Origin of the sequence: Mycobacterium sp. NAZ190054, assembly GCF_001545925.1 — a bacterium.
Lineage (GTDB): Bacteria > Actinomycetota > Actinomycetes > Mycobacteriales > Mycobacteriaceae > Mycobacterium.
On sequence record NZ_LMVQ01000001.1, the window covers coordinates 61346 to 75583 of the forward strand.

Annotated in this window: 13 protein-coding genes; 3 read left to right on the forward strand and 10 right to left on the reverse strand. The window is 62.8% G+C overall.

Annotation, left to right across the window (positions count from 1 at the left end):
* Window positions 1–1605, reverse strand: a complete 1605-nt coding sequence (locus ASJ79_RS00290; RefSeq protein ID WP_197420026.1) for an NAD(P)/FAD-dependent oxidoreductase — start codon at window positions 1603–1605, stop codon at window positions 1–3.
* 222 nt (window positions 1606–1827) lie between these two features.
* Here ASJ79_RS00290 and ASJ79_RS00295 point away from each other — a divergent pair, with 222 nt between their 5' ends.
* Window positions 1828–2616, forward strand: a complete 789-nt coding sequence (locus ASJ79_RS00295) for a TIGR03084 family metal-binding protein (RefSeq protein ID WP_067952253.1) — start codon at window positions 1828–1830, stop codon at window positions 2614–2616.
* A 24-nt stretch (window positions 2617–2640) separates the two neighbouring features.
* Here ASJ79_RS00295 and ASJ79_RS00300 read toward each other — a convergent pair whose 3' ends face one another.
* The 6 genes from ASJ79_RS00300 to ASJ79_RS00320 all read right to left on the reverse strand — a co-directional run bounded on the left by ASJ79_RS00300 (window position 2641) and on the right by ASJ79_RS00320 (window position 8876).
* Window positions 2641–3249, reverse strand: a complete 609-nt coding sequence (locus ASJ79_RS00300; RefSeq protein WP_197420022.1) for a TetR/AcrR family transcriptional regulator — start codon at window positions 3247–3249, stop codon at window positions 2641–2643.
* A gap of 181 nt (window positions 3250–3430) precedes the next feature.
* On the reverse strand, window positions 3431–4924 hold the full coding sequence (locus ASJ79_RS00305; RefSeq protein WP_067952254.1) for an acetyl-CoA acetyltransferase: 1494 nt from the start codon (window positions 4922–4924) through the stop codon (window positions 3431–3433).
* Window positions 4921–5817, reverse strand: coding sequence for an alpha/beta hydrolase (locus ASJ79_RS00310; protein WP_197420027.1), 897 nt, complete (start codon window positions 5815–5817; stop codon window positions 4921–4923). The genes ASJ79_RS00305 and ASJ79_RS00310 overlap by 4 nt, the downstream gene beginning before the upstream one ends.
* 4 nt (window positions 5818–5821) lie before the next feature.
* On the reverse strand, window positions 5822–6265 hold the full coding sequence (locus ASJ79_RS34900) for a nuclear transport factor 2 family protein (protein ID WP_082753572.1): 444 nt from the start codon (window positions 6263–6265) through the stop codon (window positions 5822–5824).
* Between the two features lie 65 nt (window positions 6266–6330).
* The gene (locus ASJ79_RS00315; RefSeq protein ID WP_067952256.1) at window positions 6331–7518 is read right to left on the reverse strand and encodes a nitronate monooxygenase; all 1188 of its coding nucleotides are present in this window, start codon (window positions 7516–7518) and stop codon (window positions 6331–6333) included.
* 86 nt (window positions 7519–7604) lie between these two features.
* The gene (locus ASJ79_RS00320; protein WP_067952257.1) at window positions 7605–8876 is read right to left on the reverse strand and encodes a bifunctional 3,4-dihydroxy-2-butanone-4-phosphate synthase/GTP cyclohydrolase II; all 1272 of its coding nucleotides are present in this window, start codon (window positions 8874–8876) and stop codon (window positions 7605–7607) included.
* A 738-nt stretch (window positions 8877–9614) separates the two neighbouring features.
* On the opposite strand from ASJ79_RS00320, the gene ASJ79_RS00325 reads away from it, so the two are divergent.
* Together ASJ79_RS00325 and ASJ79_RS00330 are read left to right on the forward strand one after the other, a co-directional pair.
* A complete protein-coding gene (locus tag ASJ79_RS00325) occupies window positions 9615–11114 on the forward strand; it encodes a class I adenylate-forming enzyme family protein (protein WP_067952258.1) in 1500 nt (499 codons plus the stop codon).
* Between the two features lie 14 nt (window positions 11115–11128).
* Entirely contained in the window at window positions 11129–11425 is a 297-nt protein-coding gene (locus ASJ79_RS00330; protein WP_067952259.1) for a hypothetical protein, read from the forward strand.
* 98 nt (window positions 11426–11523) lie between these two features.
* Here the strand turns inward: ASJ79_RS00330 and ASJ79_RS31830 are convergent, their stop codons facing one another.
* The 3 genes from ASJ79_RS31830 to ASJ79_RS00340 form a co-directional block, all read right to left on the reverse strand.
* A complete protein-coding gene (locus ASJ79_RS31830) occupies window positions 11524–11853 on the reverse strand; it encodes a hypothetical protein (RefSeq protein ID WP_156448220.1) in 330 nt (109 codons plus the stop codon).
* Window positions 11854–12071: 218 nt separating this feature from the next.
* A complete protein-coding gene (locus tag ASJ79_RS00335; RefSeq protein WP_067952270.1) occupies window positions 12072–13328 on the reverse strand; it encodes an acyl-CoA dehydrogenase family protein in 1257 nt (418 codons plus the stop codon).
* Window positions 13328–14238: acyl-CoA dehydrogenase family protein (locus ASJ79_RS00340; RefSeq protein WP_156448221.1), on the reverse strand; the 911-nt coding region annotated here is incomplete at its 5' end. The genes ASJ79_RS00335 and ASJ79_RS00340, both read right to left, overlap by 1 nt.

A 14238-nucleotide genomic window follows, 5' to 3' on the forward strand; every position in this document is an offset into this window, starting at 1 on the left:
TCAAGCGAATCGGATCCCTCGGTAGTGGGACGCGGCGATTTCGTCCAGTCCCTGCCGATAGCGCGGGGTACCTCCGTTGTAGACGTTGTAACGCATCGTGCCCTTCTCGTGGCCATCAACGTTGGAGTTGTAGCCGGTGAACCAACTCTGCGCGTTGCGGAGCAGCATCTTGTCGTAGAGGCGACGCACAGTCTGGCCCCATTCCTCCTCGGCCAGCTGCGTCGCATCGGCGATGAGGTAGTTGTTCGCGCGCATGTAGTCGATGAGATCGGTCACCCAATCGACGCCTATCTCGATTCCGCGCGGAAAATTAGTGGTTGCCGACGCGCTTTGCGGGCCCACGGGCATGAACATGTTCGGGAACCCGGACGAGAGGATCCCCACGAATGTCTTTGGCCCGTCCCGCCATTTGTCGATCAGCTTCTCGCCGCCAAGCCCGCGGATATCGATGCGATCCCAGGCACCGGTGATGGCATCGAAGCCGGTCGCGTAGATCAGCACATCCACCTCGTGCAATCCGTCGGTGGTCCGGATACCTTGCGCTTCGATCGACAAGACCGGGGTTTCGAGCAAGTCCACAAGGTCGACGTTCGAGCGGTTGTACGTTTCGTAGTATGACGTTTCCAACGGCAGACGCTGGATACCGAACCCATGGTCACTCGGGATCAGCTTTTCGGCGAGCTTCGGATCATTGACACGGGCGCGGATCTTGTCGGCGATGAACGCCGAGAGTTCTGCGTTGGCTTGCTCGTCTGTGTGGATCTCCTTGAAATTGGCAAGCCAGATTCCGAAGCCCGGCTCGTCGTAGAGCCGCTCCCACAGTTGGAGGCGTTCAGCAGGGGAAACCTCGGCGAATTTGCGGGGGTCAGGTTCGTGGATGAAACCGCCCGGAGATCGTGCGCACCGCGCAAAGATGTCGTCGTAACGGGTCTTGGTGTACGCCATTTCTTCGGAACTGATCGGCGAATTATGAAGGGGCGCACACCAATTCGGTCGCCGCTGGAACACGGTCAGGTGGGCGACCACAGGTGCAATCGCGGAAATTACCTGCACGCCGGTCGCACCTGTCCCGATCACTCCGACCCGTTTGCCGGCGAGGTCGATCCCCTCGGCTGGCCAGTTGTACGTATGCAGGGAAACACCCTCGAACGAGTCCAGGCCTTTGTAGCGAGGCAAAGTCGGCGCAGACAGCAGTCCGATCGCGGTGATCAGGAATCGGCAACTCAGGTGTGCACCATCGGCCAAGGTCAGCGTCCACGATGCGGTGTCCTCATCGTAGGTCGCCCCCGTCACGCGACAGTTGAAGCGAATGTGCGGCCGCAGGTTTAGCTTGTCGGCCACGAAATTCAGGTAACGAAGGTTCTCCGGCTGGGAGGAAAACCTTTCCTTCCAGTCCCATTCGGCGAGGATCTCCGGGGAGAACGAGTAGCCGTAGGAGACGCTTTCGGAGTCGAAACGAGCGCCCGGGTACCGGTTCCAGAACCACGTGCCGCCCAAGTCCTCGCCGGCTTCTACCCCGATGGCGTCCAAACCGAGCTCGAGCAGGCGATGCAACTGGTAGATGCCACAGACGCCCGCGCCGACGACGATCGCTTCGTGGTCCACCTTCCGCGATGGCTGTGGTGACATCTTCCTCCGACCGTCTGACAGCGAGCATCCATCAACCCGTTGAACTACTGGCCTCAGAAGCGTACAGAATAAGTTGTCATTCGACAACGTCTCGGCTACTTTGGAAATCCACAGGCCTGGCGGCAACACGAGAGCGGCAGCGTGATAACGGATTTCGTGCAGCCCGTCGCCAGGGCGGTCGAAAGGAAACGGTGAACCGTGGTCGCTGATATCGACGCACTGCAATTCGACCTCGACGCGGAGACCTCTGCCCTGCTGCGCACTCTGGAACGACTCGACGAAGCGGGTTGGGACATCCGGACTCCGGCGGTGTGGAGCGTCCGTACGCAGATTGCACACCTCGTCTACTTCGATGAAGCCGCACGTCACGCGCTCGCCGACCCGGATGCGTTCCGCCGGCAGCTTCGGACAGAGAACCCGGTCAAGCGAGCCGGTGCCGGCATGGCCGCACTGCACGAGCGCACGGGTCATGAGCTGACCGCACTGTTCGCGCAAAGCCGAGTTGACCTGGCAGCCGCGTTCGCTTCGGCACCTCCTGATCTACGGGTTCCCTGGTACGGGCCGGATATGGGTGTGGCATCTGCGCTTACGGCCCGCATCATGGAAACCTGGGCGCATGGCCAAGACATATACGACGGATTCGGTCTCGACCATCCGGTGACCGGCGCGGTTCGGCAGGTCGCCGACATCGGGGTCCGAACGTTGAAGCACAGCTTCGCCAGTCACAAACTAGACGTGCCGAAGAGCCAGGTTCGGGTCGAATTGCTTGGTCCCAACGATGAAGCGTGGACTTGGGGCGACGAAAGCTGCGATGACCGCGTCAGCGGCTCGGCTGTGGAGTTCTGCCTCGTCGTCACACGCAGGCGACATCGTGCGGACACCGATCTCCGTTGCGAGGGTGCGGTGGCAGATGCCTGGCTCGATATCGCCCAGGCTTACGCGGGTCCGCCAGGACGCGGCCGCGAGCCCGGCCAGTTCAGGCGCTGAAGTCGCGCGGAGGACAGGGCGTTCTCAGCTCGGGTGCAGCGCCTCGAGGAAGAAGTGTTTGAACGCCTTCATGGCGGCGACCATGTCAAAGTTCTCGGGATCCAGCAGCCACTGATAGGCCGCACCCCGGATCACAGAGACCAACAGCGCCGCGATCACCGACTCCTCGACAGAAATCTCGATCGAGCCCGACTCCACGCTGCGCCGCACAAGGTCGGTGGCATCAGCGCGCAGCTTCGAATGAATGTCGACCATCCGGTCATGCAACGCCGGAATCTGCTTCAGACCCTCGAACTCCAAGGCATACAACGCCCACATCGCTTCGGGCGAACGCTCCAATGCCTCGATCGTCGTGTCGAACATCTGCGCAATCCCGTCACCGCCATCAGAGCCATCCGGATACAACGCGATCGCTTCCACATGAGAACTGGTCATCGACTGGACCAGCCAATCGAGCATGTTCTCCTTGTTCCCGAAGCGGCGAGTCACCAGGCCCCGGCTATAACCAGCCCGAGCACCGATCGCCGCCAGACTCGCACGGTCATACCCGACCTCGCTGATCAAATGCGCCGCAGCATCCAAAAGACGACGCGTCGACAGCTGCGAACGCTCCTGCTTGGGAGGCGAATGCACCGCACTACGCCAATCCGCGCAACGTCCGCAGGCCACCACCGAGTCGCGGCCCCAAACAACTCACCCGATCCCCTCCAGCCCCTGGCACCATCGGGAACCTCCTCACCAACCGACCAAACAATCCAAGCACAACCCAACCCCGCTCATTGATTACCAAGCCGGCCCCGGGACTGCGTCGTCTTCATCGCGATGCCTCTTGCAACTCTCCGCTAGCGTCGAGCACCGCCTTTGCGCCCACCCACTCCCCCATCGTCAGTTCGGCCGCCAGCGTCGGCTCGGCAGATATCGCCCATGCGCGACGGCCATCGGCGAGTAGGCAGGTGACAATTGCCTTTTCGGGCTTGCCGCGGCGGTCGTGCATGACGGTGTACGTCTCGATTTGGTGTGTTCCGGCCGCGTCGGCGGCCGAGGCAAGCCTGCGGCTCGGGAGTTTGTCGATATCGTCTTGCGGCGACGCCCGACGGAAGCCGTGATCGGGTGGGCGCTTTGCATAAGCACCGAATGAATGCTTCGTGGCGAATCCACCGTTCGCCCACACGAGGGCGGTCGCCGCGTCGTGCGCATTGCGCAAGTCGCGGACCGTGGCGGCGAGCGCGTGCATGACGTAGTTGTTCCATGGCCCGCCGGCGAACGTCAGGCCCCCGGTGCGGGTGAGCTGGCGATCGAGCCCAATACCGAGCGCTTTCGCCCCAAGCTGCACGACAGAAGGAAAGCAGCTGTACAGGTCGATGATGTCGATTTCTTCTGCGTGGCCGATCCCCGACAGCTCCATCGCTTGGCGGCCTGCCGCCTGGATCGCCGGGGCGGCCGAAAAATCCCACCTGTCGGATACGAAGTTGTGTTCGTGCGCATCGGACCCCGCCTGCGGAAAGATCCACCGGTCCGTTGGGACGCCGAGCGCTCGTGCCCGCGCGACACTGCAGACAATCACCGCCGCAGCCATGTCGACATCATTGTTGGAGTTCATCAACTTGGTGTAGGGGAAGCCGATATAGCGGTTACTCGCCGTCGGCGTCCGGATCTCCTCTGCGACAACGTACTTGGGCAGCCACGCATTGGGGTTTGCAGCAGCTACCGCGCTGAACCGCGACCACAACTCGCTGGAAACGATCTGCTGCTCTTCGACCGTCCGCCCGTTCGTCGCACGAATCGCCGTCTCGAACAAGGGGTAGACCTGCACCGGACGGGTGATCCCGCGCGCCTTCTCATCAGGGTGCGACATGTCGAGTTCGGGTCCGAAGAAATGCGGTGACGACGAACCGTCTGGTTGCGGCCACCCAAGGTCGACGCCTTCGCGCCGGGCCCGCCGGGCGGTCCTCCACATCTCGCCGCCGGCAAGAATGGCGAGGTCGAGCTGACCGGATTGGATGCGGGCGGAGAACTCGTTGATCAGCGACTGGGGCGCGTTTCCACCGTGAGCGGTGCGGAACGTCGCACGCGGCTGAACCCCTAGCTCGGTGGCAAGCAGGTACGCCGGGTCGTCGTAACGCCACGACAGGAGCGCGACGACTGCGACAGCATCTGGTTGGGGCACCGATGACAGGCTCGCGTCGGCGGTCGCTGCCCGGACCGCGTCCGCCATCAACCCGACCGGGTGGACGCCGTTCCACGTTCCGGGCCGCAGAACCGTCTCGCCACATCCGATGATGACGGGCGTGCGACCATCCACAGTCACGCCGCCGTCACCCCCAACACAGCATTGAGCCAGTCAGCGCTGTGCTTGAACACCACTCCGGCCCAAGGGGGTTCGTAGGTGTTGTAGTGCCCACACTCGGGCGGAAGCCGGATAAGGCGTTTCTGTCCAGCGGCCGCGCGATAAGCGTTTTCGCCCTCGCTGCAGGGCACAATCGTGTCACGGGGGCTGACGATAACCAGCAACGGTGTCGACGCCGCCGAGGCCGAGGTGACTGGTCGATGCGCCAGAATCTTGTCGACGGAGTCGAGTGTGATCGACGCCGGCCGCCGAACGTCTTCCCATGGGCGCGGGGCCTTCTCGCTTTTTCCCGGAGTCGATGGGATGAACTCCGCCGTCGGTATCTCGCAGACATCCGGTGCGGTAGCTGCTGCCAACCGACCCTCGCGGACCCGCTCGAGAAGCTCGACCATAGAGGCGACTGAATTGCGACTCCGCACCCAGGCATTGCCGTCGGTCACCGGGTTCACGATCGCCGTCGCCGCGACGCGGTCATCGACGGCGCGGACGTGCAGCGCATTGCCACCACCGAAGCTTGGACCCCAGAGGCACAGTCGATCGGCGTCAACCAGTGGGTGGATTTCGAGAAACGACAACGCGGCACGGATATCGTCGACCTGCTCGAGGGGATGGAGTCGGCCGCGGGGCTCCCCTCCGCTCTGGCCGAAGAACCGGTAGTCGAAGGCAAGCGTGACGAATGGGTCCGCACCGGATGCAAACGCCGCAGCGGCATCGGGCGACACCATCTCTTTCACAGCCGAGAACCCGTGGCACAGCACAACTCCCGGATACCGGCGAGTAGTGTCCTCCGGCTCGGTGAGGACACCCGAGATCGGAGTTCCGTCGCTGAAGAACTCACAGGGAACGACCCTCACGGCATCATCCTTCCGCCGTGAAAACCCGGTGAACCGAACGAGATCGCAGCCGCCACCCTGCATCGGTACGTGTGTATCTGTCGGCGTACTCAGCGACGACGAACGGCAGCGTCGACTCAGCCGTACCCTCGGTGTGTCGATACGCCGTGACCAGGACGGTTCCGGATGCCTCTCCGGGACCTTCAGCGGCGAAGCGCAGATTCGAACATGAATGCCGGGTCACGCTCGTCAAGGTGGCCAGCCGATCGCACCAGGCTCGTACCTCGGCGGGCCCGTTGTATGACCCGGCGCTCGTGCATATCTGCGGGTCGGGGGCCAACAACTCGAACAGGCCGTCGACGTCGCGGTGGTCTTGCCGCCATGCAAGCTCCGCTACCAATTCTGTCAACGCTACGTGATCTTCAGCAGCGAGCTTTTGGTCCACGATCCTCCCGATCTGTTCATACATTTCGAGGCGACAAGGCAAGTCGCACGTGGTGCGCCGCCCCGCCTATCGATTCCATGGCCGCCACGTCAACCTCTTGTACTGATCGAGATGTTCGTTGCCTGCGCCGCGGCCTCCGCAGTGGTGTCGTCCACTACTTGCCCGAGCCGCCCCAATGTGTCGAGCAGTTCGTCGACGAGCTCCTCCATCACAGCGCGAGTCGAACGGACCGCGTTGAGCCGTCCGACGATTTGGCCGACAATTGGCTTCGCCAAGCCACCGGCGCGGATGCCAAGGATGTCCTCGCCGTTTGGCAGGGCATCGCTGAGTAGCAGACCCTGCAGCGGCATCTCCAACGTCGGGGGCGCATCGGGTCGCGACCATGCGTCTGTGTAAATGCTGCGCACTTGCCGAATTGGCTTGCCCGACAGGCAGGTTGACCGGACCGTATCGGAGGAGGAGGCGGCGAACATGTCTTGCATTGCCTGCGGCGGCGTGGCTGCCTCGGCAACGGTCAACCAGAGTGAACCCGTCCATACACCCTGCGCGCCGAGCGCCATGGCAGCTGCGATCTGGCGGCCAGTGCCGATACCGCCGGCGGCGAGAACCGGAACCGGCTCGACAGCGTCGACCACATCGGGGACCAGCACCATGGTCGTGATCTCGCCCGCGTGGCCGCCGGCCTCGGTGCCCTGGGCAATCACGACGTCGACACCGTCCGCGACATGACGCTCGGCGTGACGCCGGCTGCCGGCGAGCGCCCCGACCTTGATGCCGGCTTGGTGAATCTGGTCGATGACCTCAGCCGGCGGGGTCCCGAGCGCGCTGACGACAAACCGAACCAGGGGGTGCCTCAACGAGATTTCGAGCAGCGGCCGCCAGCTCGCCTCCGTGGTGGCAAGGCTCGTGGTGTTCTGGAAAGGGGCGTCGATCGGACGCGTTTCGATACCGTTTTCGGTGAGGATCTTGCGGACGAACCGTCGGTGCTCTTCTGGCAGTCGCGCTCCGAGCTCGTTTGCCAGATCCCGTAAATCCTTGGTACCGGTGTCGGCACTCTTGCGCGGTATCACCAGATCGACCCCGTAGGGCTTGCCTCCGCAGTTCTCGTCGATCCAATTCAACGCTTGCTCGAGCTCGTCGACTGCGTACGACCCGGCGCCAAGGACGCCGAATCCACCACGCCTGCTGGCTTCGGCGACGACATCGCGGCAATGGCTGAACGCGAAGATCGGGTACTCAACCCCGAAATCTTCTGCGAGCGCACCTATACTCGGCATCTACAAGTCTCCTCTTTCAGTCATCCGACGACCTTGGGGGCGTCGGCGTCAACGTGAGGCCGCAAGAGCTACCCCGCGCACTGCCATTACGAAACGTCGATCTCTGCGATCAGGTGAGCCATCCGGTCGCGCTTTGTCTTCAAGTACTGCACGTTGTCGCAGTTCGGGGTCACAAGTAGCGGCACCCGTTCAACGATGAAGACGCCATGGCCCGACAAGCCCCGATACTTCGCCGGATTGTTCGACATGAGGCGAACAGTTGAAATTCCAAGCGACCCGAGGATCTGAGCGCCAATGCCGTAATCGCGTGAGTCGATGGGCAGTCCCTGAGCCAGGTTTGCGTCCACCGTGTCCAGACCGGTGTCCTGTAGCGCGTATGCCCGCAGCTTGTGCCCAAGCCCGATGCCACGACCCTCATGTCCTCGCAGATACACCAAAGCGCCCCGGCCAACAGCCGCGATGTTGGCGAGGGCCGCCCGAAGCTGCTCCCCGCAGTCGCAGCGGCGGGATCCAAATACATCTCCGGTCAAGCACTCCGAGTGCACTCGCACCAGGACGGGCACATCCGCAAGGGTCCCACCCTGACACTGGTCGACATCACCGAGCACCAGCGCGAGATGCTCCCGACCATCGATTGCGGAACGGAAGCTTGTCGCCTGGAACTCGCCGAACTCCGTCGGGACCCGACTGGTTGCCTGCCGTTGTACGAGCGTCTCACAAGTGCGCCGATAGCGCACGAGGTCGGCAACGGAAAGTAACACCAGGCCGTGCTCGGATGCGAAGCGCTCCAGGTCGGGCATTCGGGCCATCGTGCCGTCGTCATTGGTGATCTCGGCAAGGACGCCGGCCGGTTGCAAACCCGCGAGCCTGCACAGGTCCACGGCACTTTCCGTGTGCCCGGCCCGTTGCAACACGCCACCGGGTCGGGCACGGAGGGGAAAGACGTGACCGGGTCGGATCAGGTCCGCAGGGACGGTAGCCGGATCGGCGAGCGCGCGCGCAGTAGCCGCCCTGTCTTCGCTGGAGATTCCCGTTGTCGTTCCATGGCGAACATCCACCGAAACGGTGAACGCGGTGCCGCGCGGATCGTCGCCATCGTCCACCATCAGCGGGAGACCGAGCGACTCGGTCCGCTCAGGCGGAACGCCCACACACAAAAGCCCGCTCGTATGGCGGACCATGAAAGCGATGTTTTCAGGCGTCGCGAACTCGGCAGCAAGGATCAAATCGCCTTCATTCTCCCGATCTTCGTCGTCGGCGACGACAACGATCCGACCGGATGCCAGCGCCGCGACGGCAGACTCGACTCGCCGACGGACATCTACGTCGGCAGGCGTGTCCTCGGGACGGGCGGGCATCGAGACAACCTCCGCGACGCGTGACTGGAAGGGGCGACTGCTTCAAAATCGTAGTCGCATGACGACGTTTTAGCAATGTTGCCTGGTCAGGGTTGCTTTCGTCGGCGTGCGGGAGGCCAGCCGCGGCGCTGATCAACGGTCCCACACTCGCTAGTCGGTACCATCCGCCAGCAAGCACCGGTGGTGAGCTTCGGCGGTAACGCCTCTCCAAACACCTTGCCACTGAGTAGTTCTCCGGATCATCGAGGCCTGCCTGGACACGGCGCCCGAACGGCCTAAAGGTCGCCGCGTTCGACAGCAAGCGGAAAGCCGTCAGGCCGAGCGGCAGATCGGCGCCCACCGGGGTCCTGGCGGGATGCCGATCTCACATCAAAGATGCTGTCGGACAATGTTTTGCGGCCACAATCCGGTGCCCTGCTCAAGGCGCGGCGTCGTCTTGGCGCAGCTGGCTGCATATCGCGCCGGCAGCTGCCGATGCTCTCCCAATAGGTAAAGGCCTACGCACGTTGCGCCGCCGGCCCGACCATAGGCGGGCGCCAATTATTGTGCAGCCGAGCAGGGTTGGCCGTGTATGCTTCCCACCTAGTTCGGGGAAAGTGGCGACGGAAAGCGTCCCGGCCGGCTGGACGGGGTCCTGAGCGCTCTTTTCAGCAAACTAATTCCATATTCTAAGCTAATAGCCACCGCATGGGCGCCCAGGCCCTTTCTGGTAACCGGCGAACTACAGGGAGTTTGAAGATGAGCATTTCGTTACTTCTCGAGATGGCTTTGTCGAGCAATCCCGACCGAACGGCCGTCGTATCGGGCGATGCCAGGTTGACCACTCAGCAACTCAGCGATCTGGCCGATGGCGGTGCGGGCATCATCGCCGGATCCAATGCCAAGCACGTTGCCTACGTCGGGACCGGCGGAGAGATGCTGCCGCTGCTGATCTTCGCGTCAGCGCGGGCCGGGCTGGCGTTCACGCCGATCAACTACCGCCTCTCGGCGGACGGTATTCAGGCGCTGATCCGGCGGCTGCCCGATCCGTTGGTGATCGTCGACAGCAGATACCGCGACGTGCTGGGTGAGGCCGGTCAGCACGTCATCGGCTCCGACGAGTTCTTGGCGGCGGCCCAAGATGCCGCTCCGGCAGCGGTATTCGCCGATCCGGACGCGGTAGCGATCGTGTTGTTCACGTCCGGCACTACGTCTGAGCCCAAGGCTGTCGAACTCACGCACAACAACCTCACCAGCTATATCACCGGATCGGTCGCATTCGATTCCGCGGAGCCGACGGACGCGGCGCTGATTTGTGTGCCGCCCTATCACATCGCGGGAGTCAGCGCCGCACTGTCGAACCTGTATGCCGGACGCAAGATGGTGTATCTGCCCATCTTCGATCCGCAGGACTGGGTGCGGCTGATCAACGCCGAGCACGTTACGACCGCAACCGTGGTGCCGACCATGCTGGCTCGGATCGTCACGGTGTTGGAGGGCGGCGATCATGCATTGCCGTCGCTACGGAACCTGGCCTACGGCGGTTCGAAGGTCGGTTTGCCACTGGTCCGGAAGGCCCTTGACCTGTTGCCCGGGGTGGGCTTTGTCAACGCCTACGGATTGACCGAGACGAGTTCGACGATCGCGGTGCTCACGCCGGAGGATCACCGTCAGGCGCAGGCTTCGGCGGATCCCGCAGTCGTCAGGCGGTTGGGTTCGGTCGGCAAGCCGTTGCCGGGTATCGAGGTACAAATCCGAGACGAGAACGCCACCGTGATGGGGCCGGGTCAGACCGGTGAATTGTTCGTGCGCGGTGACCAGGTATCGGGTCGCTACACCGGAATCGGCTCGGTACTCGATGCCGATGGATGGTTTCCGACTAGGGACATAGCCACCCTCGACGACGATGGCTACCTGTTCATCGGCGGGCGCAGCGACGACACCATCATCCGTGGCGGCGAGAACATCGCGCCCGCCGAGTTGGAAGACGTGCTGATCGAACATTCCCATGTGCATGAGGTCGCCGTCGTCGGCGTCGACGATCCGCAGTGGGGTCAGGCGATCGTCGCCGTGGTGGTGCCGGCCGACGGAACCGACCCTGATCCCGAGGAGTTGCGCGAGTATGTCCGCAAGAACTTGCGGGGTTCGCGCACGCCCGACCGAGTAGTCTTTCGCGACGAGCTGCCCACCAACGCAACCGGTAAAGTGCTCCGCCGCGACATTGTCGAACAGCTTCGCGCCGCTACCGCCGAGCAGTAGGGACTCCAAGGATCATGATCAAGAACGGAACTCGTCGAGCCAGTCAGGTGTGTGACACCCAAATCATCGTGGTTCGGAGCTCGGACAGCCTCGATGATCTGCGCTGCGGCGGCGCACCGATGGTGGCCTTGGATGCCGAGCGGTCCGGGGAGCTGGATCCGGCGTTTGCCGACGGCAACGCGGTGGGCAAGCGTTACGTTGACGAGACCGGCGCTGAGGTACTGGTCACCAAAGCCGGTGCCGGGACTCTGGCAGTCGGCCAGACCCCGTTGAGCCTCAAAGAAGCCAAGCCATTGCCGGCCAGCGACTAACTAATCGTACTCGATTCAGGCAATGTTGACGTTCGCCTGCGCTACTCCGCCATTGAGGGCGTGCGCGGTTGGAGCGCCCTTGACTTCCGGTCAGCAACTCAGTGCGTCGCCTTGTCCAGGAATGGTTCGGCTACAGCGGGGAATTCACCAGGCGCATGGACGAGTCCGAGATCCCAGTCATTTTCTACACACCGCTGCAGACATGCCACTCGCATCAGCGCGACAGAGAGGGTCTCATACTCTTCGGTCCATTCATTGGGCCCACCGTCCGTCCACCACAGCACGTACCCGTCGCGGTCACAGCCTGTCAGTCGAATCCGGATGTCCCATAGCAGTACATCCAAAATGCTTGTTGGGGTGCTGAAAAAGGGATGATTGCCGTTTCTCATCGAACTTCTTTCGGTTCCAAGCGATGCCGCCAACGCCACATGACCGACCATGCCCGATGGCGCCACGTAAGGCCAAGACACCTGCGACCGGCCAGCCAGTGCCCCGATTAGGGCAACCTACCAAGCTTGTTGTCGATCAACCACATTAGCAGGACCGGCTTGCAGTCAGGAAGTGATGTCTGCCATCAGGTGCCCTGCTGCGTCTGGCTCAATCGTGTTGACGTACAACGCGTTCGTATCCTATGGCGAACAACCGCTTATCGGGCCGACCACTCGGCCGCGCGCTTCAGGACTTCACGGAACGGCTCGCCACTGTCGAAGGATGGTTCGCGCGGGAGACCGAGCACACGCTCTCCGATCGCGCTGCGTTGCATCTCGTTGGTACCGCCGGCAATCGACATGAGCCGACAGTTGAGATAGGCGTTTGCCGCCGCCATTTCTGCCGACGAACCGGGCGCCCAGGTGAGTGCCGGCTGCTGCCCGATGGATAGTGCGATGACGGCTCTGATGGGATTGAAGGTGCCCTGGGCGAGCTTGCCGTAGGCGGCAATCCCGGCGGGATCGACCTGGCCGGAGGAGACGAGGCCCACGATTCGTTGGGCAATTTGGGTAAGCGCATAGTCATTGACGTACGCCCGTCCGATCGCTTGGCGTACCGCGGGCTTGTCGGTTCCGCCTGACCGCTGCGCGAGCGCGACTAGATCGGCAGCGAACGTGGCTGGCTTCGGAAGGAGTGCCTCTGGGAGGAATCCGCCACGTTCGAATAGCAGAATCGTTCGGGCAATGGACCATCCGCTGTTGACGTCACCGATCACATCGCCGGGCGCCACCTCGACGTTGTCGAGAAACTCCTGACAGAAGTCGGCTTCCTTGTCGATCTTGGTGATGGGAAGTATCCGAACACCTGGTTGGCTCGCCTGCACTGCGAACCAGGTCAGTCCCCCGTGTTTGGGCGCATCCCAATCGGTGCGGGCCAGACACATACCCCAATCGGCATGCTGGCCACCACTTGTCCACATTTTGGCCCCGTTGAGCACCCAGTGGTCATCGACCCAGTCCGCACGGGTGGTGACGCCTGCCAAGTCCGACCCCGCACCGGGCTCGGAGAAGAACTGCACCCACAGTTCATCACCGGCGAGGATGCGCGGACCATGCAGACGCATGAAATCAGGAGACGCGTGGCGGAGCAACGTCGGTGCAACAACACCGAAGGTCGTGCCCCCTACCATTCCGAAGTCGGGCAGTTCGAAATCTTTGGCTTCGTCGGCGAACGCGGCGGCGTGGCTTTCCGACAGACCCTGCCCTCCGTATTCAGTGGGCCAGTCGATACCAGCGTAGCCATTCTCGAAGAGCTTGCGCTGCAGAGTACGCGCTTGCGCGATCTCTTCGGCGGTCCTGTCTTGTACGCTGCTGGACCCGGATACAGCCGATTCTGCGCGCGGGGCGAGGTTAGCCTCGATCCAGCGGCGCGCGGAACGCCGGTAGGCGCAGAGGTCTTCGGTATCGGCAGCCATCATAGTCCGTTCATCACACAGAGCGATTCGCGGTGTGATTCCGCAGAACCATAGAGTTGCGCGTCCACCGCTAGTCGCCGGTAGTACAGGTGGTGGTCGTGTTCCCACGTGAAGCCGATGCCGCCAAAGACCTGAAAGCACGTGTGGGACAAACCGACACTCGCCTCGTTGACGAACGACTTGGCCACCGCGACAACTGCGTGTTGATCGTCGGCGTCGTCCTGCACAGCGTTGGCGGCTGCAGACAGCAGTGCCTTGCTGATCTCAAGGTTGAGGCTGGTGTCGGCCAGCGCATGTTTGACGGATTGGAACGAACCGATCGGACGCCCGAATGCTATTCGCACTCGTGCATATTCGACAGCCAGGGAGAAGTCTTGATCCATGGCGCCGACGGTCTCAGCCAGCGATAGGACGGTGGCCACCGACGATTGCCGCTCGAACAAGGAAGTCACTGGCCGGCCGGGTTCCACGAAGTCGAGGTCCATCAGCTGCACCCCCGCGAAGGTGACGGTGGCGAAACGGCGCGTGATGTCGAGGCCGTCGAGCGACTCGATGGTGAGCCCGTCTGTCTCGCGGGAGAGGACGACCTGGCGAAGCCCTTGGCCGGACTGGAATGTCACGAGGATCCAGTCGGCGGTCTCGGCGTCCTGCACCATGGTGACACGTCCGTACAGTCGTTTCACGTTGTCTTCGACGCGAAGTTCGACTTGGCCTTCGCCTTGATGTACTCCGCTGTCACAGCCGCACGCCCACGTTGCCGCCTGTCGACCCTCGACGATGCTCTCGATCACGGTCGTCCAGTCACCGGTGTCATCAGACGCCAGGGCCCAGGCGACGACGTTGCTCCCGACGAAGGGGCCTGGTTGAAGCAGACGACCGCGTTCCACACCGATGATCACCGCATCCAGCA